Genomic DNA, 23,792 nt, shown 5'->3' on the forward strand with positions numbered 1-23,792 from the left:
AGCGAAGTTACGCGTCCGCGTCCTGGGGGGCGACTTCCGGCGGAACCATCCAAGCGAATAACCTTTGCCATTGCTCACGATCATAGCGGGTCGTTTCCACAAACAGGCTATCCATTTCTTTGGGAATGCGTTGCAACACGCGTTCGGCTTGCCGGACAATCAGGTTGGCTTCCCGTTTTCGGCCCAAATCTTCCATGCACTGTGCCTGACCAAGCATCGCCTCCAGAGAGGCCGGTTCGTTCATGTATCGCAGCGAAACGCCGCGGTAGGCTTCGGCCGCTTCTTCATACTTCCCCAACTGACGCAGCACATCGGCTTCGGCAAGAAAGCAATTCCTGAGCATCGATTGGTCTTGGTTTGACAATTCCTGGTCTTCTTCACTGCGATCGAGTTGCTGTCGCAGCCCACTAAAGCCGTCGGCCGCCTGCTGCAGGTATTCATCACGGGACTGGCTAAGCCTTCTCCGGGCGACGTCCAGCAGGTCGGGAGCCTCGGATTCGACCTCAGGCCAATGGGCCGCCATCTGACGCGAGCGAGCTGCCAAATAGCGGGCATTCCGAGCTCGCTCCTGCGCTTCACGCAGCAATTCGTCTCCTGCGATTCGGTTTTCCGAGATCAGAATTTCTTCACGGTCCGCCGTTTCGTCCAGCCGACCGATAGCGGCCAGCAAGAGTTCCTGGTTATCTCGAAATTGAATTTGGTCGTCCGTCGGCGGCTGGATTTCCGGAGGCAATTCGCCTGTCAGGAAAAGATGATTTCGGTACGCATCCCGATAGAGCAACTGCCCCAGCAAATAGAGCGAATCACGCCAAACTTTGCTTTCGGGGGCAAGCGTCCCGTCGTACAGGTTTTCGTCCAGCAGTTCTCTAGCTTCGACGAAACGGTTCAGTTCTGCGTTGGCCAGTGCGGCAATCAAACGGGCTTCATAACGCAACGAATCGCGGGGATGTTCAACCACACAGGTGGTCAACGGCCGCAACGCATCTTCCGGTCGGTCGAGTGCTAGCAGCGTCCGCCCTTTAACTAGTAAGCCTCGCGGCTTGAGGGCTCGCTTTTCATAACGGAGGTATTCTTCCACCCAGGTCAGGGTTCGCCCGAAATCGCCCGCTTGTTCGTAAGCCTCGATCGTATCCCAAACCGCGGGAATGTACTCCGTGGTCGTATAGCGTTCCTTGGCGGCCGATGCCCGGGCATCGCCTGCTGCACGGTAATATTGGCGAGCCTTGGCGGCGACCTCCGGCGGCATCGCTCCATCGCTCTGGCGACCGTTCTCCAAAGTCGATTCGGCCCAGTCGCTAAGGGCTAGGCCTTCAAGCATGTAGGCCTGATCCAGAGGAAGGACGGGTGGTAGGCTGCGAGCCAAATCGACCGAGTACCTGTATTCTCCGGCTTCTCGCAACTGGTCTGCGACGCCCGCCATTCGCTGGCGAAATTCTTCCAAACGGATAATCCGGCCATCAAAAAGCCGGGGGTCACCAATTTCACGAACCAGATATCGAGCCGTCTGCAGCACATCTTCTCCCATTCCCTGAGACGCTAGCAATTCGGACTCGAGGACTCCGCCGGCAATGGATTCGGCATTGAAGGGGCGGTGCAGGCGAACGGTCGTGGCGACAGCAATCGCCGCCTCGTTCTCTTTCAAAGCCCGCAAGCCACGCGCGACCCACAACCGCGACCGAGTCGCCAAGAGCGGATCGGCTTCTCGATCAATCGCTTCAAGGTCTTCGATAGCCTTGCGGATTTTGGTCCGGATCGCAGGGGAGGGCAGGGCCGCTTTCGATCCCTCTTCTAAGCTGATCGCTTCGGTGATTTGAGAAATCGCATCCAGCAAGCGGGCTTCCTGAACGATTTGCGGATCGCTTCCGTTGTCGATCACTTCGCGAATCGGTTCGCGTGCCGCCGCCCATTGCTCTTTCTGTATCAACGCACGTCCCAGCAACAATTTCGCATTATCCAGGCCGATCGTTCCCGGCGTTTCCCATTCCAACAGGTTGCGGGCCGACTGAAGTGCGACCTCCGGCTCCATTTCGGCAGCCTGCAACTGGCTTTCCACCAACAGCGGCATCAGTTGCAAACGGGTAGCCGGGTCGATATCGATCGCCGTTTCTAAATACTTCGCCGCTTTCGAGAATTTCCCTTTGCTCAAGAAAGCTTCTCCCAGCAACTGATTTCCTTCGGCTTCCCGGCCAGGGGGAAAGCCATGTTCGGCGGAAGCCTGCAAATGAGGGATGGCACCATCCATCGCGATTCGCCACTCATTCAAATCGACTTGCTTGTTGGCCGCCGCTGCCAATCCTGCACCGATCAAAAATTCTTTCAGATGAATTTGGTCGGCATCTTCGTATTCTTCGGGGAATTCAACGGTCTGAGCCAACTTTGCCGCGACCGCCGGTCGGCCGGCAACATATTCCTCCGACGCCAATCGCAACGTTTCCTCGATCCCCGGAGCTCCACTTCGAGCCCATACGGTGAAAAGTGTTGCAAAGGCTCCGATGGAAGCGATTCCCACAACAGCTATCAGCGCAGCGGTCATCCCCATCGACCGATCAGGACGTTTGGACGAACTCGCTTCCGGGGATTTCTCTGCCATCGACGGCCAACTAAAGGAAATTCAAACCTAGTAGAACAGCGCAAGCCGTCACGCTATTACGCTGAATTCGCAGGTTCTATCGCCGAACGGCCTTTGCCGCCCCGCATTTAAAAAGGCATTTCACTCACTGTCTGGCCAGACTGCTTGCACTCTTTGGCCACAAAGTGGGCACTTCATTTACAAAGATGTGTCAGAAACGGTCAATACGAACGTGCTTAAGGAAACTTCCGAGCGGAAACCGCCGTCCAGGTCACCGGTAATCCGCAGAACCAGCACAACCGACCAAACTGCCCAGGCAGCACACTTTCACCAGTCCTTTCTACACCTAAAAACTCCGTCATCCTCCTACTTTGCGTGCTAGGTTTGTTTGGCATCATCGCCAGCCGTCACACGATCTACTTCATTCCTATCAGCCTCGCAGTCACCCACGGGGGGTCGAATACGAGGCCGCCGAGCCGAGAGGAACCTTGCACGTGCCCAAATCCAACACCGCTATCGAAACCGTTGCTTCCGAAACCGTCACCATCGACCGCCGTCGTCAAGAGCGTCGCGAAGAGGAAACCAACAGTGCAGCTCCTGAAGTCCGTCGCAAAACGCAACGTCGTCGTCAAATCGACCCGACCACCTGCGAACGGGACTACAACGAGCAAGAGATCGAATTCATGCACGCGATGGACGAGTACAAGCGAGCCGCGGGCCGCATGTTCCCAACCTGCAGCGAAGTCTTGGAAGTGATTCGTTCGCTTGGTTACGTCCAACTGAACGAAGATCAGCGAGCTCAGCTGGCATGGGACGAAAGCGACACGGTCGAACCCTACACCAACAGTCAAGACGAAGAAGATTTCGACTGCGAAGACGAATAAGTCGCGATTACCGGACAGCTCGCGTTGTACCGATAAGAGAGTGAGCGCGAATCAAAAATTCCAAATTCCTAGCGGAAGGGCGCGAGCCCTCCGGCCCGGGAACCACTCCGCAAGAAAGGCCGGACGGCTTGCGCCGTTCCGCTATGAGAGTGCTCGCACACCAAAATTTCTTAGCGGCAGGGCGCGAGCCCTCCGGCCAGAAAACCACTCCGCAAGAAAGGCCGGACGGCTCGCGCCGTTCCGCTAAGAGAGTGATTGCACACCAAAATTTCTTAGCGGAAGGGCGCGAGCCCTCCGGCCAGAAAACCACTCCGCAAGAAAGGCCGGACGGCTCGCGCCGTTCCGCTAAGAAAGTAGATGCCGGACGGCTTGCGCCGTTCCGCTTAAAGTCTGGCCGGTTATCACCGGCCAGACCGATCTATCAACGACGCCATGCTCGCTTTGCCTCAATCCTGTAGTTTGATTTCTTCCAGCGTCCAAGGCTGTGCCTGCAGGACTTCATGCCACTGAGGATTTGTTTCGCCGGACAGTTGCAATTGGTTCTTATCTCCCAATTTTTCAGCGACCATCAAAGCGACATGTGGCAGTTGTACGAAACGGCTTACGTTCAGCAGATCCGGAGCGTCTGCATTATTCACGGGCAGGTCGCTCAAGCTTAAATCTCCCAGCAAGTCACTAAACAGACTGGCGTACAAAGTCCACACCGCGGCCTCTCCTTTAGCCTGAATTTCGATTTTCAAATCTTTTCCCTGTGACATCCTTTCTTGGATCACCTGGAGAGCTCGGCAAACATCAAAGACTTGCATTCCTGCAACGGTTTGTCCCAGCAGCATGAAACGTCGACGGATATGCGTCCGCTCTTTCGAATCACGATCCCATTCCGTTGGCCCGACTCCACGCGGAAGAACATAAAACACAGGCGTTTCTTGCTGCGCGATCTTTTCCCAGGCAGCTTGCTCCGGTTCGACATTTGGAACTTGATTGGGGAACACGACGGCCAACCCGGCAGCAACCGCGGGCCATGATTCGCTGTCCAACACAACCACTTTAACTTTCGCCGGAGCTTCCGGCGACTTTGTGGCAGGCCCCACAACGTACATTCGCAGGCGATACGGATCCTGACTGGTGAAATCAACAACCGCACAAGCTCGCTTGTCTTTGTTGGCAACGTTAACCACTTCGGTTTCTAACGCACCATCCAAGGCAGGCCATCCACGAAAAACCTTGGATTGTAGGTTTTCAAGCCAGGTCGGTGCCTTCTCACGAAGCACTTCAACAGATTCAGGCAAACTATCGACAGACACAGCGGGAACAAAATCGTTGTGAATGGTGGTCACGCGTTCTTCGGGCGGCAAGGTTTCGAAGACTTTTAACTCGGCTGGTTCGAATAGCTTTGTCGCCGCCATTGAAATCAGCTCGCTATCGTTTCGCAAGTATTTATTCATCCAACGAAACGCGTGAATGCGAAGTTCCTGGGTATCCGAATGCGGGCCTGAGGTAATCTGCAAACCCAAGTCCGTCTCCGCCCCGTAAAGCCGATAAATCTCCCGGGTTTTCCGATAGACATCGACAACCCCTTCTAAAGGGAAGATTCGATCGCGATCCGTATTCGAAATCAATAACGGGCGAGGGGCGATCATTGCAGCCAGCTGGGCGTAATCCCACCGATAGGTGTTGACCATGTACATGCAGTCGCAATGCCCTTCGACGCAGCCGTCCACGATATGGTTATGCAGGTTGGTGATTCCAGCGACGGGAACCACGACTCCGATCCTTGGATCGATGGCAGCGGTAAACCAAGAATAAGATCCGCCGCCACTGCGGCCGGTGATCCCAATTTTCTCCCCATCCACTTCGGGACGTGAAATCAAATAATCGACCGCACGCGATCCGTTCCAGGCTTCGACACCCACGGGCGTGTAACCACGATTGTTCCACCACCACATTTTCTCGCGATAGGTTCCGTGATGGGTCCCCTCAATCTCTCCCAGCTGGATGGTATCGATCGTCAAGCAAACGTAACCGTTTCTTGCGAACCAAGCACCATGGTGTTGGTAGTAGACTTTGTTGCCATAGCTGACCCCATCGATTTCGACTTTCCCATGCCCACAGACATACAGGATGGCGGGCAGAGGGCCATCTTGTTTTGCCGGACGGTAAAGATTGCCAGTAACAAACAGTCCAGGCATCGATTCAAAGTAGACATTTTCGACGATCACTCCGTCGCGTTCGGTTTTTCCCGTCACGACCGCGTTTAATGGCGTCCGCTCTGGCATCGGGTCCAAGCCCAGCATCTCGAACAACTGGCTTTGGTAGACCTTGCGTTTTTCTTCCCAGTCGGCCAAGGAATGGATATCGGCAAACGTGGTTTCCTCGATCCGTGCGGTTTCCGCCGCAAAGTAATCACCTAGGGCAACATCCCCTTCGTAGGTTTTGCTTTCCTTGTCAGGAACGTTGACAAACTGTCCGCTCGCCGGGGAAAGGGAAAGTGCAAAACACAACCCCAAAAAACTACGTGACAATAAATCGCGAAAGCGAATCATGATCTTGCCTATCAATCTGAGATGAATTGGATTGCCGGCTTGTAGGGTACCCGATCCATTCACCGCGAACGGGAACGGGTTTTCACCAGCGGAAGGAAAACTGCGCAGCGGAAAGAATACTGTACAGCGATTTTGCAGAGCGTGCGAATGATACGATGCGAGCGCGTGACGTCTTGAACAACGGCCCCGTCAAATGGACCAACAAGCAAGCGTCGAGCTTTGCAAGCCAAGAGTCGCATTTCGGGCGTGCCAAAGCGGATTCACACCTTGCAGCGACCAGGACAAACCCGGGCGAAACAAAGAATCCGCATGCAACCTTGCACGACCATCGCGATTCGATTTTCGTGTCATTCTGCAGCTGCTGGAATTACAGCTGTTCTAAGACTCGGCGCACAATCGCGTTGATCGTGCTGATATCGTCCGCGGTGACTCCCGCGATCGGCTGGTTAGACAGCTGACTGACCAGACGTTCGATTTCGCTTCGGACTCCGTCAAGTGCAGCCTGCTGTTGTGGCGTTTTGGGCTGGCGCCCCGCTCCCATGTCCCAACCACGGGCACGTGCCCCTTGGCGGAACCCTTCGGGAAATTCGCCGGCACCTAACATCGCGTCAAACAGAGGCAGCAGTTGATACTGCATCTGCATCGCTTCTTCGATACGCCCCTCTTGAACCGATTGATAGATGGCTCGCGTCAGTTCGGGGACAACGCCACTGGTCGCGTTGGTGCCACCATCACAACCGGCGATCAGCATCGGAACCAACGCGGCGTCCCAGCCAGTCAAGAACGAGAAATCACTTCGTTGTGGGCGGATCGATTGAATCATCCGCATCATGTTCGGCAGGTCGCCTGAACTATCTTTGATCCCGATCACGCGTGGACAATCCATTGCCAAGCGCCGCACGGTTTCCACATCGATTGGGGATGCGAAGAGCGGGATATTGTACAAAGTCACATCGACGTCGACCGAATCGGCGATCTGCCGAAAGTAGGCGTACACCCCTTCGGAGCTTAAACGGTAATAGTAAGGAGCGACAATCGCGACGGCCCGAACTCCCATCTCGCCATAGGCGTTGCAGGCTTCGATCGTTTCTTTCACATTCGCTTCAGCGGCTCCGGCCAAAACCGGCACGCGGCCACGATTTTGATCGACAACCACCTGCACGATGTGGCGACGCTCGCTAGGAGTAAAGCGGATGAACTCCCCGGTACTGCCGTTGGGGTACAACCCATCGACGCCTCGTTCGATTAACCAGTCGACGTAGCCGCGAAGGCAATCATCGTCAACGCGTCCCTGAGAATCGACAGGGGTCAGGTTGGGGGTCAGAATTCCGGAGATACGATTCAGTGAAGACATGAGGTTGGGGTTCCTAGATGATTAACAGGGTGCACGTCTACAATGTACTTCGCCAAAACGGTTCTGTTCTCCCACCGTGCAATTGAATGCCCACTAAGAAGACAAAAAAGTCGCGAAATCCCCCTAAAACGCATGATCCAACCCAAATTCCGGCTTTGGCCCCTCCGCAAATAAATCGATTTTCGTGGAAATTCCTTCTCGCCAGCGGGCTCGGCTTGATTTGGATCCTGCTCTATTTGCGGCAACCGATTTGGCCCGTCAGCATGGTCCCCCTGGATGCCGATTCCAACGGACCGCGTTGGCTGTTATTCCTGGCGCCCGATCAGATGCTGGATGGCTGGCTGAATGGACCGGTCAACCTTTCCAGTTTGACGATTCGACTGGCCGTCTTTCTGCCAGCCTGCATCGTTTGGGCGGTTAGCTGGGACGCCGGCCGCCGCCTGCTGCGGGCATTCCCGCCGTTGAACTTTTTCCCCCAAAGACCTATCCGCGATCAGGCTAACGACAAACAGCAAACTCCCGGTCGTCTCTCCTTGCGAACGTTTGCCATCGAAAAAGGGGCCTTGGCAATCGCCATCGGCCTCAGTCTGCATTCCTTGATCGTCTTATTCGTCGGAATCGCCGGAGGTATCGGACATGCGTCTAGCTCGCTTCTCATTGCACTGCTGACACTTTCAATTGGCTGGCTGGCCGACTTTTTCACCAGAGGACGACAAGAGGCGGTTTCAGCAGCCGCTTCGATCGATTCAATTAACGCCGTGGAGCCAACCGTTTCCAGCGAAATCGAATGCACCGAACCAAACACGTCAGTCTCTCCCACGCTGCTCACACTCGGCTGGATGGCCACCGCCACGTTAGCCTGCTTGGTGATCGCTCGCAGCTTCATGCCTCCCGCAGAATACGATGTTCGTGAATACCATTTGCAGGGCCCAAAGGAATGGTCGCAGGATGGTCAGATCCATTTCCTCCCGCACAACATTTACACCAGCATGCCGATGGGTGCGGAACTGCATACGATCGCAACAATCGATTGGTGGCGATGGACCGGCAAAGAGGACGCTTGGTGGTGGGGAGCCCTGTCAGGCAAAATCGTGATCGCCGGGTATGCGTTGTTAGCCGCAATTCTGGCCGGAGCCGCGGTTCGGCGACGTTGCGGGCCGCTGGTGGGTATCTGGATGACCGCTCTGACGTTGGCGATGCCCGCGCTCTGCGAAGAGGCGGGCCTTGGATTGGTCGAACCGGCGGTCGCCTGCTATTTTGCCGGCGGAATCTTGCTAATTGTGTCTGCTGGGTCACCTCGCCGTGATTCCTCGGCCAATGTCCATCAAGCTTCCCTGGCATCGGCACTCTGGATCGGTTTTTTCGCTGGATCGGCGCTTGCCTGTAAATACCCGGCCCTCCTTTTTGTTGTCCTTCCGCTAGGGATCGCCGCAGCGTGGGGAAATCTTTCAGGCAGGAATGCCTCGATGCCTCGCGACACGGGGACAACCGATAACGTAACGGATTCAGAAGCCAAAACCTTTTCATGGAAACCAAACTGGCGACAGCTGGCGTGGTTCTCACTGGCCGTCGCGGTCACAGCCGGTCCCTGGTTTGCCAAGAATTTGGCGTTCACAGGAAACCCGGTTTACCCACTGGCCGGTAATATTTTTGGAGGAAGAACGCTGACAGACGCGAAAATCGAACAGTGGGATGAGGGACACAAAGGAGGACCGATAACCCTGTCTGCGGTCGCAACGGCAGCGGAGGCTCTGTCCTGGAAATGGAAACTGCAAAGCATGCTGCTTGTCCCGCTTGCGTTGCTGGGGATGGTTTGTTGCTGGTCCAACACCGAAGTCCGCCAAACTTTCCTCGTGACGGTTTGCTTAGTCGTTTTTTGGTTTTTATTCACCCACCGAATCGCTCGATTCCTAGTCCCCATCCTACCGCTGGTCGTCTACTTGGCGGGCTTTGGATGCCAACAACTGGTCGCCCGAGTAGGGCAGGGCAGAGCGGTTGCGTTGCTGCTATTTGGAATCGTGCTGAATGGACTGATGATCGGTAGCCCGCTGCTGGGGGATTCTCGGATTCTTGTGACGATGAACCACCTGCGGGCGGACGTTGACGCAAGACAAGGAGCCCGCCGAATTCCTGAATACCTTCACTATGTCAACGAACGCATGAAACCGACCGACAAACTGTTGGTCGTCGGCGATGCCGCAGTCTTCGATTATGAACCAGCGATTGACTATGCAACGACATTCGACCAATCGCAGCTAACCGCCATCACGTCGCATCAACCTGCCGAACAATGGCAGGCAGAATTTCAAAGGCACGGCTGGACTCACCTGTTGATCCACTGGGGTGAGATCGAACGTCTTCGTTCAACATATGGATTCGACGAAGCGATCACGAAGCAACTCGTTGAGCAACTGATCGCCCAACAAGTAATCGCTCCGGACCCGAAAGTTTTTTCAAACGGTCTAGTCGAAATCTACAAAGTAAATCCCCCACAAAAACCATCGGAGTAAACTCCCAGCTTCCAATCAAAACAAACCAAGGCTGTGCAAGCTGTAGCGAACGACCAAGCCGGCAACTACCACGCTAACCATGCTCATCAATTTGATCAGGATGTTTAGGCTTGGGCCGCTGGTATCTTTGAAGGGGTCGCCGACCGTATCGCCAACCACGGCCGCTTTATGCCCCGGGCTTCCTTTGCCGCCTAGGTGCCCACTTTCGTAATACTTCTTTGCGTTGTCCCAAGACCCACCAGCATTTGCCATGAAGATAGCGACGCAAAACCCTGACGTTAAACAACCAGCCAACAATCCCAGAACGCCTCCAACGCCCAACAACAGTCCGACAAAAACCGGCAGTGCCAGCCCTAACAGGCTGGGCATCAGCATTTGCCGCTGAGCCTCCGACGTACTGATTTGGATGGGTCGCTTGTAATCCGGTTTGGCTTCCCCTGTTTTGATTTTGGGGTTTTCCGTCAACTGCCTACGGACCTCGACCACCATTTTCTCCGCTGCATTGCCGACCGCTTTCATGGTCATCGCACAGAACACAAACGTTGCCATTGCCCCTAGAAACAAACCGATCAGGACTTTGGGGTTCATCAACGTGGTGTCATAGAAATAGGTAAATTCCTGCAGCGTTGCCGATGCGACAGGAAGCAAGGCATCCCCGTTGACCGCAAAGTGAAATTGGCCGTTTTCCCCAGCGGCGATCACTCCTTCGCTCAACTTAGCGGGACCGTCGGAGAAAGAAACATCCCTCCAAGATTCCGTTAGCAATGGGTCTCTAGCGATCATCGGTTGGACCAGATACCCGGTCGCGTTATCCCCATCACGGTGCACCATAAATCCGGGGGACAATTTATAAAACCCATCGGTATCGATGGTCTGCACCGCGGCAACGCCCCAGCGTTCAAAACCATCACGCACCCCTTCGACATAAGCGGCCAGCAGGGCGAGTGCCGTCAAAGCTGCGGAACCAATTGCGAAACCTTTTCCTGTCGCAGCCGTCGTATTGCCAAGGGAATCCAGGGCATCGGTTCGGGCCCGCACGGTCTCTTCCAGCCGAGCCATTTCAGCATTCCCGCCAGCGTTATCGGCAATCGGCCCATAAGCATCGGTTGCCAACGTAATTCCCAACGTGCTTAACATTCCGACCGCCGCGATCCCAACGCCATACAATCCCAAGGAGAAAAGCGAGATATCCCCGAACTGCCCCCCGGTGGCAAAACCAAAGGATGCGGTCATTGCGACGCACACAACAATCACCGGCACCCACACGCTCATCATCCCATCGGCGATCCCACCGATGATAATTGTCGCAGGCCCGGTTTCCGCCTGTTTAGCCAACCGTTGCGTTGGTTTGTACTCGTCACTGGTGACATACTCCGTCCATTTCCCGATCAACCAACCGGCCGCCAGCCCGACAATCACACTGAATGCGACGCCGGAAAGCCCGCCAAAATACTCGGTCCCAGGAACCAGAGGCATCAACCAGTAAACCAACCCCATCGCCATCAGTATCATCAAAACGGCGGCGAGGTTGATTCCTCGCGAGAGAGCTTTGAGAAGCGATTTTTGCGACGCGTCCTCACCGGTACGTACCGCATAGATACCAATGATGGATGCGATGATTCCCGCGGCGGCAATCGCCAGCGGCAACATCATCGTTGCCAACTGCGCCTCCGTCCCCTCCATCCCTTCGGGGACCATTTGCGGCGCGGCAAAGGCCGCTACACCCAGGGCGGCTGCCGCCAAGATGGATCCGCAATAGGATTCGTATAAGTCGGCGCCCATCCCTGCCACGTCGCCCACATTGTCGCCCACGTTGTCAGCGATCGTTGCCGGATTGTTGGGTGAATCTTCATTCATACTTTCTTCGACCTTGCCAACCAAGTCGGCCCCCACGTCGGCCGCCTTGGTGAAGATCCCACCGCCGACGCGCGCAAACAGCGCCTGTGCACTGGCTCCCATCCCGAAGGAAAGCATCGCCACCGAAATCTGTTCCAGGCTGTAAGCTCGTTCAGCTCCCATCAATGCTGGCCATGCCCAATACAAAATGGCAAACCAGATCGTGACATACAGCAACCCCATTCCGACAACCGTTAACCCCATCACGGCCCCACTTCGAAAGGCGACCTGCAATCCTTGGTTCAAAGAAACACGAGCTGCCGCAGCGGTGCGGCTACTTGCCTGAGTGGCGGTTTTCATTCCAAACCAACCACACAGTCCCGAGAAGAGACCTCCGGTTAAGAAGGCGATGGGGACAAATCCATTTAACAAATGCAGATAATAGGACGCGATTCCCAGCAGTACCGCCAACACCAAGAACGTGATCGTCACCAACCGATTCTGTTGACTCAGATAGGCATCCGCTCCCTCGCGAACATGCGTCGCGATCTCCTTCATTAGCTCCGTACCCTCATCGGCCTCCATCATCTGCCGATAAAACCGAAATGCCCATGCAAGCGCCAAAAGCGACGCTGCCACTGCTGCCAGCCAAACCATCAAAATCACGGTTGCATTCCTTGCCGAAGCGAGAGAACAGTAGTCAGGTATCCTTCACTAATTTAGAAGTTCATCGCGTCGTTACCAGTAGGGGGCCCGCCAGAAAGGTCAACTAAATGCCTCAATTAACCAACTAGGGACACCAAGGCACCACTACGACCTATAGAGCCTGGTTTTCGAAAACAGACGAACAGCCCTCGGCGATCCCCGACGACCAAATTTCCAGTTATCATGACGCTTTCCCACCTCCGCTCCTTTCCTGGATTTTCACCATGACTTGTATCGTAAAACCGTCGTTACGGATGCTCGGCTTACTAGCCGTCATCATCCCATGCAGCCTGAGCGCCGAAGACGCCTCAAGCACAGGCGTCAAAGCATTCATCGATTCAACCGGCCCCGGCTGGGTATCGCTGGGGGAAAAGGACTTTGTCCGCGTCAATGGCGACCCCGACACCTTGGTGTGGGAAGGAAAGCTTGCCAAATCGACCGGAGTCCCTATCGGCGTGACGCGGTCCGCCAAACAATACAAGAACTTTGAATTTGTGATCGAATGGCGACACCTAAAAGCGGCGGGCAATTCGGGCGTTTTTGCCTGGGTTCCCGAATCGGTTCTGGTCGACCTTCCACCGGGGAAACTTCCACGCGGCGGGATCGAAATCCAGATGTTGGACCATGGTTACAAAACGCAGTATGAAAAGAGAAGTGGAAAACCAGGTGACTGGTTTTCCACCAATGGAGACATCTTTGCGGTCGGAACATCGACCATGAAACCATTCCCACCTCTTTCGCCCAGCGGTTCGCGCAGTTTCCCATCGAAGGAACTAAGCAAAGGGACACCTGAATGGAACCATTACTACGTACGGGCCATCAATGGTGAGGTCCGGCTGTGGGTGAACGGCGAAGAGGTCTCCGGTGGCAACGAATGTAATCCTGCCGAGGGCTACCTTTGCTTGGAAGCAGAAGGCGCCCCGATAGAATTCCGCAATTTGCGAATTCGCGAACTGCCGTAAGCGTCATCGGCGAATGTTGTAGGATTGTTTTCTAAGCCGCTAATGGCTGGCAGAAAACATCATAATTTGGCCAGGATTCGATGTTATCGTGCCCGATTTCCTGGCCGTCACCAAAACCTGCCACGGCAGGATCATGGAACGTGATGCGGTAGTCTAATGAATGCATCAGATCAACAACCCCATGACGTTCCTCCGGAGCCATCAGTTTGTAAATTTCAGACTGAACGTAGGGACGACACTCTTTGATCGTTCCCTCCAACGACTTCAGCACGGACAGGTCATATCCTTCCGCATCCGTTTTGATGTACGAAACCCGTCCCCGACATTCGCTGTGGTCCTGTTCCAGCAACCGATCCAGGTTCCGTCCCTGGACCTTCTGATTGAAGGCGTGCCCATGCCGCCAACGACTGATTCCTTTATGGCGACCGCCATTACAAAATCCTGGATCCGAATATTCGAATTCCAGTTCGCAGTCCTCTTCGGTCGCAGCAACATTCAGAGGGATGATATTGGTCTTATCTGTATTTAGTTTTGAATTGGCTTCCAGAACCGGGTAGACGAAAGTGTTTGGCTCAAACGCCAGCACACACCCATCAGTGCCACATGCTAGGGCAAGCGGCAAAGTCGAATCGCCAGCATGGGCGCCGACATCGATCACAACGTCTCCAGGCTGCACCAGCTCCGACAGCCGCGACAATTCCCGCTCATTGCACTCCATTTTGTAGGTTTTGGGATGCATCCACTGCGCGTATTTGATTTCCCCGAACACCGGTGAATAGAACGAACGAAACTCATAGCCAAATTTCCTAGCTCGAGGTTTCATTCCCAATAAAAACAGAATCTCTTTTGCCTTCATCGCGGATTCTCCATCAATCAACTTGAACCAGCCTTGCAGACGCCGCCAAGCAGCGGCCCCTCCTGCAGGGGATCATCAGATAGCAACAGAAGCGAATCGACGGCAAGCCCAAACAGGGGGTTTCCGCCCCCGCAGTGCGGACCAGAACATGGCCGGACGGCTTGCGGCGTTCCGCTAGGAGAGTGATCGTGAATCAAAAATTCCTAGCGGCAGGGCGCGAGCCCTCCGGCCCGGAAACCACTACGCAGAAAGGCCGGACGGCTCGCGCCGTTCCGCTAAGAGAGTGACTGCAAACCACAATTTCCTAGCGGCAGGGCGCGAGCCCTCCGGCCCGGAAACCACGCCGCAAAAGGCCGGACGGCTTGCGCCGTTCCGCTAAGAGAGTGATCGCGAACCAAAATTTCTTAGCGGAAGGGCGCGAGCTCTCCGGACCGGAAACCACTACGCAGAAAGGCCGGACGGCTTGCGCCGTTCCGCTAAGAAGGTGATCGCGAACCACAATTTCCTAGCGGCAGGGCGCGAGCCCTCCGGCCCGGAAACCACTCCGCAAAAGGCCGGACGGCTTGCGCCGTTCCGCTAAGAAGGTGATCGCGAACCAAAATTTCCTAGCGGCAGGGCGCGAGCCCTCCGGCCCGGAAACCACGCCGCAAAAGGCCGGACAGCTTGCGCCGTTCCGCTAAGAAGGTGATCGTGAATCACAAATTCCTAGCGGCAGGGCGCGAGCTCTCCGGCCAGAAAACCACGCCGCAAAAGTCCGGACGGCTTGCGCCGTTCCGCTAAGAAAGTAGATCCCCGACGGTTTGCGCCGTTCCGCTAGGAATGTGATCGCCACTCGATATGCGCCACACAAACGGTGGAAACGTATGAACCGCCATTCCTGCTGAGCAAAGCGATTACTCCGCTGCGACCTCTCGCTCTCGCTTGCGAAATTTGGTTTTTTGAGGAAATATCCATTCCCACACATTGCCTTCACGTGATCCTAAACTCGACTCGTACAATTCCCACCTATCGGCAAGCGTAAAGCTTTCCACTCTTTTCAGTAACGCAGATTCGATTCAACTCTCTTGAATATCGGAGCGGGCACATGCGTCGTCTTTATTACCAGAAGCCAGGTTTTACCCTTGTTGAATTGCTGGTGGTCATTGCCATTATCGGGATCTTAGTAGGGTTGCTTCTTCCAGCGGTCCAGGCCACCCGCGAAGCGGCGCGAAGGATGCAATGTTCTAACAATCTAAAACAAATTGGGTTGGCAATGCACAACTACGAAGGAGTCCACAAGATCATGCCGCCAGCCCTGTTTGCAGCCGACACCCAAAGATGGGAACCGGGGGGGGAAGATGATGACGGGTTCGGCTGGCTAGTCGCTTTGCTTCCGTTTATGGAACAGCAGAACCTCTATGAAACGCTGAACGTCAATGGACACTATGGGACGCTTGGAAACCAAGGCATCCGTGATCAGCTGTATCCCGGCGTGCCAGCTGGAACAGTGATCCCTGGAGGGGACACTGTGGTGTCCGGATATCGATGTCCCTCCTCGATTCTTCCTGATTTTGTCCCAAACAGTTGGACCATCCCAGGCAGTAATATCGTCGGTGGAAGCGCGGTCCCTAATTCCTTCCCAATGTCGACCGGTTATGCGACCACGGATTACAAGGCGGGCGGTGGCAGCTGCTATGGCGACTACGGAGCAATGCACAAGATAAGCGAGGGGGGTGGAGCTCGCTTTGCAGATATGACGGATGGACTAAGCAACACGGTTCTCTCTGGCGAATCTTCGTACGTAACGTCGACAACCTCCAGCTCCAGCCGCCAATCGACTCCACCAACAGCCTTCCGTGACTGGCCGACGTGGATCGGTTCCTTTGGTAGCGGGCAGGACGAAACGGTTCGCATTAACGGGCGGACCAACAGTCCCATCAATGCCCAAACCAGTCCTGGCAAGATGTATTTTGCAATCAACGATGACAATGCCTTCAGCTTTCACCCAAGTGGGGCTCAATTTGTTTTCGCAGATGGGTCGGTCCATTTCCTCAGCGAGAACATTTCCATGAGCACTTACTGCAACTTGCATGACCGTCGCGATGGCAATGTCCTAGGAGCTTGGGATTGATGGAATAGAACGTTCTATCTCGGATTCGCCAATCTTCTCTCGGTCTCCAGGAGGCCTATTCATGTCCAAGATACCCTTAGTCCGTCGCTTTGGTTTTTCTGTCAGCATACCTCTTATCGGCTTGGTCCTTGCCGGTGGCTGTGGGCAAGGTGATTCTTTCCCCACCGCTCATGTCTCGGGACAAGTCGTATGTCAAGGCAAACCGGTATCGGGCGCCATGGTCTATTTCGAACCGGTGCGAACCGGCAGCCAGGCTTCCTCCATCGTAGGCAAACAGGGATTTGCATTTACCGACAGTGAGGGACACTATGTCCTTTCAACCTACGCCCCGGGTGAAGGGGACGGCGCCGTCGTTGGAATGCATCGGGTCCGTGTAGGTCGCGGCGATGCACAATGCGAATGCAGCATGAACGAAGAAGTCGATCTGATGCAGGCCGAAGTCCTCGCCGACACCGACAACTTCTTCGATTTAGTGCTTCCGAAAGCCTCGGGACGTCAATTGGCGTTGCAAAAACGCAATCGCGACGAAGACGACGAATAACGATGGCAACCCAAGGCGATCGGTAAACAGCGATGAAGCCCCAACCAGCCTCGAACTGTTCGACATGGCGGAATTTCCTTGTCGCTTGCTTTCGTCCGGTCGACGCAGCAAGTGCGATCCTATTTCGAATCCTGTTTGCGGCCTTGGCGGCCGGATGGGCGTGGAACTATCTCGCATCGGGCCGTGTCACTCAACTGTACGTCGATCCTCAATTTCACTTCACCTACGCAGGTTTTCAGTGGGTCCACCCCTGGAGCGGCGATGGCATGTATCTCCATTTCATCGCCTTGATGGGGCTTGCGATGATGATACTGACCGGCTGTTTTTATCGAGTGGCTTGCCTGCTTTTTGCGTTGGGATTTACCTATGTCTTTCTGCTAGAAAGAACGAACTATCAAAACCACTATTATCTGATTCTATTGCTCAGCTGGACGCTCCCCTGGTTGCCGCTGAATCGCATGCTTTCGGTCGATGCGTACCGACGCCCCCAAATTGCATCGCAATCGATCCCTGCCTGGGCCCTGCTCGCACTCCGCTTTCACATTGCCTTGCCCTACCTATTCGGCGGGATTGCAAAATGGACTTCGGACTGGATGCTTGGCCAGCCAATGGAAATGTTCCTCAGCACCAAAGCAGACCTTCCCGTTATCGGAACCTGGCTTGCCATCCCCGGCGTCGGAATATGGATGTCGTGGTGCGGAATGTTTTTTGATCTTGCCATCGTACCGGGCCTCCTGTTTTCCCGAACCCGTAAATACGCATTCCTGCTGTGCATCGGTTTCCATTTAACAAACGCAGTCTTATTCTCGATCCACATCTTTCCTTGGCTAATGATTGCAGGGAGCACAATCTTTTTTCGACCTGATTGGCCACGTCGTTTTCTTTCAGCCGAACCGGTTACTCTTTCACAAAAGTCAACGTGGCGCGGATCGACGGGCCAATGGGTGGCACTGGGGCTGGTTATTATCTATGCGGGCTTTCAAGTCATCTGGCCTCTGCGCAGCCGAATACATTCGGAACCAACCAGTTGGACCGAACGAGGGCATCTCTTTTCCTGGCGGATGATGCTCCGCGCAAAAGAGGTTGGTATTGGGTTCGCTCTCCGCGATCCCGCCACGGAAGCAGTAGTCAATGTCGACCACATGCAATTCCTGAGCACCGAGCAGTCCGAAAAATTTGCCCGCGACCCTAACCTGATCCTGCAAATGGCTCACTTTATCGCTGACAAATTCGAACAAGAGATGCGCAGACGCCCCCAGATCTACGCATTCGCACTGGTTTCCTTGAATGGCCGCAAACCGCAGTTAATGATTGATCCCAACACCGATCTTGCCTCCCTGCAACGAAACACAAGCATCGGCCCGGAAGGATTCGTGACGTTGCACGAACCACTACGCTCTCCGGCTTGGGATATCCCAATCGACCAGTGGCGAAACCATGTGGATCTTCCCGAGATCAAATTTCTTCAACGCATGTCCAACATATCCCCAACGGTAAACTTGGCCGGCACTCACTCTCTTCAGACTATCGAAAAGGACTAACCATGCATTCTCTATTCGTATCGATACGGCAACTTGTCGTCATTTCGTTTTTACTCCTTACCACAACCGTCACGGCACACGAGGGAGACCACTCACATGTTTCGGTGGTCCAACCTGCTGAAATCTATCGCCCTACGGCCATGCCCGATCGCATTGTGCTGTGCTGGAACAATGATCCACGAACAACCCAAGCGGTGAATTGGCGAACCTCTCAGGTTGTCAAAAAGGGGTTCGCAGAAATCGCCCCTGCCGAAGCGGGGCCAAACTTTCCCGAGCACGCGAAGCAGGTCGTTGCAACGACGGAATCATTGACAACCGACATCAATCAAGCTCATTTCCACAGCGTCTCGTTTACGGACCTCACCCCCGGCAGACGATACGCCTACCGCGTGGGCGACGGAGCCAATTGGAGTGAATGGTTTCATTTCAGCACGGCATCTGCCACGCCCGAACCGTTCTCCTTCATCTATTTCGGCGATGCCCAAAACAACATTCGCTCGATGTGGTCGCGTGTTCTCCGAGAGGCCCAACGCGACGCCCCCAAGGCAGCGTTTTTCCTGCATGCTGGCGACCTGGTAAACCGAGCGGAAATGGATGGCGAATGGGGCGAGTGGTTTGGAGCCGGAGACTGGCTAAACGCGATGATCCCCAGCATTGCTGTCCCAGGAAATCATGAACAAGCCAAAAAAGATGACGGGACACGGAGGCTATCCAATCACTGGAAACCAAGTTTCACCTTCCCCGAAAACGGCCCCACAGGTCTTGAAGAAACCTGCTACACACTGGTCTATCAAAACATGCGCATCATTGCTCTAAACAGCAACGAACGACAAGCAGAACAAACAGAATGGCTGAGAAAGGTCCTGAAGGAAAACCAGGCCGAATGGGTTGTCTGTACCTTTCACCATCCGATCTACTCCACTGGAAAAGACCGCGACAACCCAGAACTACGTGCCCTCTGGAAACCACTCTTCGATGAATACAAGGTCGATCTAGTCCTGCAAGGGCATGACCACACGTACGGACGAACGGGGCTGGATGTTCCGGAAACCATTGCAAATGTCCCCACCGGAATCCAAGCAGTCGAGCAAAAACATGGCACCGTTTACGTCGTTTCGGTCAGCGGCCCCAAAATGTACAACAACAATCGCTTGCCCTTCATGAAGCGACTAGGTGAGGACACTCAGCTGTACCAAATCATTCATATCGACGGCCCCAGCCTCCGTTTCGAAGCCCGCACGGCGATCGGCGAACTGTACGATGCTTTCGAATTAAGAAAGCAAGAGAACGGCCCCAACCAACTGATTGAACGGACTCCTGAAGTCTCCGAAAACCTTCGCCCGATTACCCAATAGGGACTACCGGATCTTTTTCAGGCTGCGGATTTCTAGGGACGTGCGATATATAAGTTGACGGTTTGACAGCAGCTGGCACCTGCCCAGACATCCAAGCGCCACGTCCCCTCGTCGGTTTACCCGACAGGAACGCAAGATTTGAAATTAGAGGTGGTTGCCCCCACGGTTTTCGCATCCCGTTCGGATTGCCGCTTTCAGCGGCAATCCGAACGGGATGCGTTTTCCTAGAGCCATGCGAACTAATTTCAAATCTTGGCTTCATGCCAGGCAAGCTGGCATGGGGCCTTTTCTCCCTGCCACACTCACTACTTATTTATCGCACAACCCATGAAATCACAAAAACCGTTTAACGTATCGTTCCGCGAAAGTGTGCTTTTAAAACAGACTTTCGCAAGGAACAGTGCGGTCACGTGATATGACTCAACCGGGTGGCCAGCTGAGCGGACGACCGCCCATTAGGTGGAAGTGCAGATGGTCGACCGATTGGCCTCCCTCTTCTCCGCAGTTAGTGATCAATCGGTAGCCTCGATCCAATCCCAGTTCTTCCGCCAACCGGGCAGCTGTTAGCAACAGATGGCCGGCCAATTGCTGGTGTTCTTCCTGCAATTCGGCTAGCGATGCGATCGGTTCCTTGGGAATGATCAGGACGTGCGTCGGAGCCTTGGGATCAATATCGCGAAAGGCCAGGCATTGATCATCTTCGTAAAGAATGTCTGCAGGGATTTCACGGCGAATGATTTTACTGAAAATGGTTTCAGACATGACTTGATCCCGGATCAAATGAATTACAGCAAACCGCCAAACCGGCGTTGTCGTGTGGCAAATTCGCGAATGGACTGCAAGAAATTATCCTGCGTGAATTCAGGCCAACAGCGTTCGGTGACCCAAATTTCGGCGTAACTGATCTGCCAAAGCAAATAGTTACTGATTCGCATATCACCACCGGTGCGAATCAGCAAATCGGGATCGGGCAAACCGGCCGTATCGAGGGCTTGCTGGATGGTTTCTTCGGTGATCGCGTCGGGTTCTAATTCCCCGGCGGCGATCTGGCGTCCCAATTTTTGAACGGACCGAGTCAATTCGTCTCGGCCGCCATAATCGATCGCCAAAACCAGCTGAGTCCCTTGGTTCTCGGCACACATTTGCAGCGTCTTGTCCATTTCCTTTAGGACCGACGCGGGCAAACGATCTCTGCGCCCGATGACCTTCAAACGCAGGCCCTGCTCCATCAGCAGGCGGCGTTCTTCAATCAGATACTGCTCCAGCAGGTGCATCAGAAATTCTAATTCTGCCGGGGGTCGCTTCCAGTTTTCACTGGACAAGCAGTACAAAGTGACCGCTTCGATATTCAAGCTTGTGCAAGTTTCGCTGACCATCCGCACGGTTTTAACGCCGTGTCGATGTCCCTCAATCCTTGGTTTTCCTTGGCGTTCCGCCCAGCGACCATTGCCATCCATAATGATGGCAATGTGTTTTGGAATCGCTTCAGACGGCAAACCAAGTTGCTCAGCCGTACAACGGGAATGTTCTACGTGTGTCATTCCAATTTCGTTTAATACGCGCGGCGGCGAATGAGAAAAAATCTTATCGGCCTGCACCCGCAGCGATTCCTGCAGGATCACGGTCGACAAAAATGGTCTGAGCCCGATCAGGACCGACCGACAGGACGCCGACAGGTACACCGACCAGTTCTTCGATTCGCCGCACAAACGCCATCGCGCCTGCGGGGAAGTCGGCGACGGTTTTTGCATCGTCGACAGGCTGTTTCCAAGGGGTCACCGATTCATAAATCGGCTTGCAGCGACGCAGCGAGTCCGCATGGCATGGGAATCGATCGATTCGCTCGCCATCCAGTTCATAGGCCACGCAAATTTTAATTTCATCCAGATGGCTCAGAACGTCCATCATCATCAACGCCAAAGTGGTGACGCCACTTAGTCGAGCGGTATAACGCAGGGCAACCGCATCGATCCAGCCACAACGGCGAGGCCGTCCGGTGGTGGTCCCGAACTCATTGCCCAGTTTGCGAATCTGTTCACCCACCGCATCATCTAATTCGGTCGGGAAGGGGCCACCGCCAACACGCGTGCTGTACGCTTTGCAAACGCCGATCACTTCACCGATCCAGCGAGGTGGAACTCCGGCACCCGCACAGATTCCCACTCCGCTGCTATTACTGCTGGTAACAAACGGGTAGGTGCCGTGATCGATATCGAGAAGGGCTCCCTGAGCCCCTTCGAACAGGATTCGGCGGCCCGCTTCTGCGGCATCGAGCAGCGGGTAAGTCGTGTCACCCACCATCGGACGCAAACGTTCTGCCCAACCGGCAGCCGCAGCGACGACGCGTCCCGGAGAAATTTGCTCCAGTTCTTCCGCACTGCCACCCAGCGATTGCAGAACTTTCAGTTTCTGATTCGCGACTTCCGCGATCCGTTCATCACGCCCCGAATCCATCAAATCGATCGCTCGGATCGCATGGGTACGGCCCACTTTGTCTCGGTAGCAGGGGCCAATGCCTCGGTTGGTTGTCCCAATCGATTCTTTGCCAATGTGCTGCTGGTTGATGATACGGTCTTCAGCGATGTGCCATGGCATCACCAGGTGCGCACGTTCGCTAATCCGCAGATTTTTGGTGACATCAACGCCCCGTTTGGCCAATCCGTCGATTTCGACCAAAAGGGTTTCGGGATTGATCACCACACCGGGCGTAATCAGGTTTTGCACCTGCGGGCGAAGGATTCCGCTAGGGATATGGTGCAATTTGTACACCTCATCACCCGCGACAACCGTATGTCCGGCATTCGCACCCCCTTGGTAACGAACAACCAGTTCAAATTCGTTTGCCAACAGGTCGACTAGTTTACCTTTGGCTTCGTCGCCCCACTGGAGGCCAATCACACATGTTCCGGGCACCAGAAATCCTCCGGTTTGCCAACCATCAAATATTTAAACAAGCAAAGAGAGTAGAAGACGGGTTCAAAGTCGACAAGCCGGGCTCTTGCTAGGACCGCTACAACCCACCGCTTTCGCGGCAAACTTCCCACCCACCGGGTGGTGAGACACTACCAATTGGAACAAGTAATGTAGCGTTGTGCGATTCATTTTCCCAATCGTTCAGTGCAGCGAATAGTCTCCATGTTTAAAAATTTATTTCGCGATCGAGCTTCACGGCGATCCGTGAAACGTTCACCGGCAAACGTGGCGAGGGCTCATTCCCATCCCAACAGCGGGGCGGAAGAGTCTCTCCCCGCGGAACATCCCCTGGGACCATTACCGACTGCAATCATGGCCTTTTTCAACGATCCAGCGGCCGCGATTGTGACGATGCCAGCTCTGATGCTGTTTCCAGAGGGACAACGTGCTCTGGTCACTCACGTCCACAACGGGCGGCTTCAGGAGCCCATTGAAGGGATCTGGCACGCTGTGGGGGACGTGACGAACGAACAACGGCTCGCTTTACTCGATTTGGTCCTCGAAACAACACAACGCTTGGACCGTTCCAGCCAGATCGAACTGATGAGCGTGGTCGATGACGTTGCCGACTCCGCCGGCGACCTCGCTTGGCAAGAGCAGGCTTGGCGTGGCCTCTTGCGAGCGAAACTTAGCAAACCCTCCCGGCGGGCCCACAGCCGTATCCGAAACATTAAAGACGCGATTCGAGAACTTGTCGAATTGATCTCGATTTCCGCGATTGTCGGCGAAAGGAATAGCCTGGCTGAAGTTCGTTTTCAGCGAGGCTGGAACCGCTTGGGAAGCCTCTGCCCGGCAGGGGCCCTCCCGGCAGAAGTTTTGGCCTGGGGAGACCTGGAAGAGGTTCTTCACAAGTTGACCTCGCTGGCCAAGGAACAACGGCAGCAGATATTTGTTGCTTGTTTAACCGCCCTACATATGGAAAAACAGCTTGACGCTACCCAGGCTTCGGTCGCGCGTTATATCGCCAACCAGCTAGGACAGCCCCCGTTTCAGGGACTGCCAAACTGCTGAGCAATAATTGACCAGAAACCAGAACGATTAACAAGAAACCAG

Annotated in this window: 16 protein-coding genes; 8 read left to right on the forward strand and 8 right to left on the reverse strand. The window is 54.7% G+C overall.

What is annotated here, in order from left to right; all coding sequences use genetic code 11:
- Window positions 1-7 precede the first annotated feature (7 nt).
- On the reverse strand, window positions 8-2,590 hold the full coding sequence (locus FF011L_RS19920) for a tol-pal system YbgF family protein (protein WP_145353625.1): 2,583 nt from the start codon (window positions 2,588-2,590) through the stop codon (window positions 8-10).
- A gap of 473 nt (window positions 2,591-3,063) precedes the next feature.
- Here FF011L_RS19920 and FF011L_RS19925 point away from each other — a divergent pair, with 473 nt between their 5' ends.
- The gene (locus tag FF011L_RS19925; protein WP_246109528.1) at window positions 3,064-3,453 is read left to right on the forward strand and encodes a hypothetical protein; all 390 of its coding nucleotides are present in this window, start codon (window positions 3,064-3,066) and stop codon (window positions 3,451-3,453) included.
- Window positions 3,454-3,899: 446 nt separating this feature from the next.
- Here FF011L_RS19925 and FF011L_RS19935 read toward each other — a convergent pair whose 3' ends face one another.
- A complete protein-coding gene (locus FF011L_RS19935; RefSeq protein WP_145353632.1) occupies window positions 3,900-5,996 on the reverse strand; it encodes an alpha/beta hydrolase in 2,097 nt (698 codons plus the stop codon).
- Window positions 5,997-6,363: 367 nt separating this feature from the next.
- Window positions 6,364-7,350: a dihydrodipicolinate synthase family protein gene (locus tag FF011L_RS19940; protein ID WP_246109529.1), complete on the reverse strand. Its 987-nt coding sequence runs from the start codon at window positions 7,348-7,350 to the stop codon at window positions 6,364-6,366.
- Between the two features lie 215 nt (window positions 7,351-7,565).
- On the opposite strand from FF011L_RS19940, the gene FF011L_RS19945 reads away from it, so the two are divergent.
- Window positions 7,566-9,860, forward strand: coding sequence for a hypothetical protein (locus FF011L_RS19945; RefSeq protein ID WP_218932759.1), 2,295 nt, complete (start codon window positions 7,566-7,568; stop codon window positions 9,858-9,860).
- A 15-nt stretch (window positions 9,861-9,875) separates the two neighbouring features.
- On the opposite strand, the gene FF011L_RS19950 is transcribed toward FF011L_RS19945, so the two are convergent.
- Window positions 9,876-12,353: a sodium-translocating pyrophosphatase gene (locus FF011L_RS19950; protein ID WP_145355654.1), complete on the reverse strand. Its 2,478-nt coding sequence runs from the start codon at window positions 12,351-12,353 to the stop codon at window positions 9,876-9,878.
- A 272-nt stretch (window positions 12,354-12,625) separates the two neighbouring features.
- Here FF011L_RS19950 and FF011L_RS19955 point away from each other — a divergent pair, with 272 nt between their 5' ends.
- Window positions 12,626-13,363 carry a 3-keto-disaccharide hydrolase gene (locus FF011L_RS19955; protein WP_145353636.1) on the forward strand — a complete coding sequence of 246 codons (738 nt, stop codon included), beginning with the start codon at window positions 12,626-12,628 and terminating at the stop codon, window positions 13,361-13,363.
- 31 nt (window positions 13,364-13,394) lie between these two features.
- On the opposite strand, the gene FF011L_RS19960 is transcribed toward FF011L_RS19955, so the two are convergent.
- Window positions 13,395-14,219, reverse strand: coding sequence for an FkbM family methyltransferase (locus FF011L_RS19960; protein ID WP_145353638.1), 825 nt, complete (start codon window positions 14,217-14,219; stop codon window positions 13,395-13,397).
- A gap of 1,084 nt (window positions 14,220-15,303) precedes the next feature.
- Here FF011L_RS19960 and FF011L_RS19965 point away from each other — a divergent pair.
- The 4 genes from FF011L_RS19965 (at window position 15,304) to FF011L_RS19980 (ending at window position 19,766) form a co-directional block, all read left to right on the forward strand.
- Window positions 15,304-16,329, forward strand: coding sequence for a DUF1559 family PulG-like putative transporter (locus FF011L_RS19965; RefSeq protein ID WP_145355657.1), 1,026 nt, complete (start codon window positions 15,304-15,306; stop codon window positions 16,327-16,329).
- 61 nt (window positions 16,330-16,390) lie between these two features.
- Window positions 16,391-16,870 carry a hypothetical protein gene (locus FF011L_RS19970; protein ID WP_145353640.1) on the forward strand — a complete coding sequence of 160 codons (480 nt, stop codon included), beginning with the start codon at window positions 16,391-16,393 and terminating at the stop codon, window positions 16,868-16,870.
- A gap of 32 nt (window positions 16,871-16,902) precedes the next feature.
- Window positions 16,903-18,411, forward strand: a complete 1,509-nt coding sequence (locus tag FF011L_RS19975; protein ID WP_145353641.1) for an HTTM domain-containing protein — start codon at window positions 16,903-16,905, stop codon at window positions 18,409-18,411.
- 2 nt (window positions 18,412-18,413) lie between these two features.
- On the forward strand, window positions 18,414-19,766 hold the full coding sequence (locus tag FF011L_RS19980; protein WP_145353642.1) for a purple acid phosphatase family protein: 1,353 nt from the start codon (window positions 18,414-18,416) through the stop codon (window positions 19,764-19,766).
- Between the two features lie 420 nt (window positions 19,767-20,186).
- Here the strand turns inward: FF011L_RS19980 and FF011L_RS19985 are convergent, their stop codons facing one another.
- Genes FF011L_RS19985 through FF011L_RS19995 form a run of 3 tightly spaced genes read right to left on the reverse strand, consistent with a single transcriptional unit; the run spans window position 20,187 to window position 22,679 of the window.
- A complete protein-coding gene (locus FF011L_RS19985) occupies window positions 20,187-20,528 on the reverse strand; it encodes a histidine triad nucleotide-binding protein (RefSeq protein WP_145353643.1) in 342 nt (113 codons plus the stop codon).
- 23 nt (window positions 20,529-20,551) lie between these two features.
- Window positions 20,552-21,307 carry a polyprenyl diphosphate synthase gene (uppS, locus tag FF011L_RS19990; protein ID WP_145353644.1) on the reverse strand — a complete coding sequence of 252 codons (756 nt, stop codon included), beginning with the start codon at window positions 21,305-21,307 and terminating at the stop codon, window positions 20,552-20,554.
- A 43-nt stretch (window positions 21,308-21,350) separates the two neighbouring features.
- Window positions 21,351-22,679: an adenylosuccinate synthase gene (locus FF011L_RS19995; protein WP_145353645.1), complete on the reverse strand. Its 1,329-nt coding sequence runs from the start codon at window positions 22,677-22,679 to the stop codon at window positions 21,351-21,353.
- A 222-nt stretch (window positions 22,680-22,901) separates the two neighbouring features.
- Here FF011L_RS19995 and FF011L_RS20000 point away from each other — a divergent pair, with 222 nt between their 5' ends.
- Window positions 22,902-23,750: a hypothetical protein gene (locus tag FF011L_RS20000; protein WP_145353646.1), complete on the forward strand. Its 849-nt coding sequence runs from the start codon at window positions 22,902-22,904 to the stop codon at window positions 23,748-23,750.
- Window positions 23,751-23,792 lie beyond the last annotated feature (42 nt).

Source organism: Roseimaritima multifibrata, assembly GCF_007741495.1.
GTDB lineage: Bacteria > Planctomycetota > Planctomycetia > Pirellulales > Pirellulaceae > Roseimaritima > Roseimaritima multifibrata.

Excerpts from the sequence above, each read along its gene's own strand:
- FF011L_RS19920 (WP_145353625.1), bottom strand. The coding sequence starts at position 2,590 with ATGGCAGAGAAATCCCCGGAAGCGAGTTCGTCCAAACGTCCTGATCGG.
- FF011L_RS19935 (WP_145353632.1), bottom strand. The coding sequence starts at position 5,996 with ATGATTCGCTTTCGCGATTTATTGTCACGTAGTTTTTTGGGGTTGTGT.
- FF011L_RS19940 (WP_246109529.1), bottom strand. The coding sequence starts at position 7,350 with ATGTCTTCACTGAATCGTATCTCCGGAATTCTGACCCCCAACCTGACC.
- FF011L_RS19950 (WP_145355654.1), bottom strand. The coding sequence starts at position 12,353 with ATGGTTTGGCTGGCAGCAGTGGCAGCGTCGCTTTTGGCGCTTGCATGG.
- FF011L_RS19955 (WP_145353636.1), top strand. The coding sequence starts at position 12,626 with ATGACTTGTATCGTAAAACCGTCGTTACGGATGCTCGGCTTACTAGCC.
- FF011L_RS19960 (WP_145353638.1), bottom strand. The coding sequence starts at position 14,219 with ATGAAGGCAAAAGAGATTCTGTTTTTATTGGGAATGAAACCTCGAGCT.
- FF011L_RS19965 (WP_145355657.1), top strand. The coding sequence starts at position 15,304 with ATGCGTCGTCTTTATTACCAGAAGCCAGGTTTTACCCTTGTTGAATTG.
- FF011L_RS19970 (WP_145353640.1), top strand. The coding sequence starts at position 16,391 with ATGTCCAAGATACCCTTAGTCCGTCGCTTTGGTTTTTCTGTCAGCATA.
- FF011L_RS19975 (WP_145353641.1), top strand. The coding sequence starts at position 16,903 with ATGAAGCCCCAACCAGCCTCGAACTGTTCGACATGGCGGAATTTCCTT.
- FF011L_RS19980 (WP_145353642.1), top strand. The coding sequence starts at position 18,414 with ATGCATTCTCTATTCGTATCGATACGGCAACTTGTCGTCATTTCGTTT.
- FF011L_RS19985 (WP_145353643.1), bottom strand. The coding sequence starts at position 20,528 with ATGTCTGAAACCATTTTCAGTAAAATCATTCGCCGTGAAATCCCTGCA.
- uppS (WP_145353644.1), bottom strand. The coding sequence starts at position 21,307 with ATGACACACGTAGAACATTCCCGTTGTACGGCTGAGCAACTTGGTTTG.
- FF011L_RS20000 (WP_145353646.1), top strand. The coding sequence starts at position 22,902 with ATGTTTAAAAATTTATTTCGCGATCGAGCTTCACGGCGATCCGTGAAA.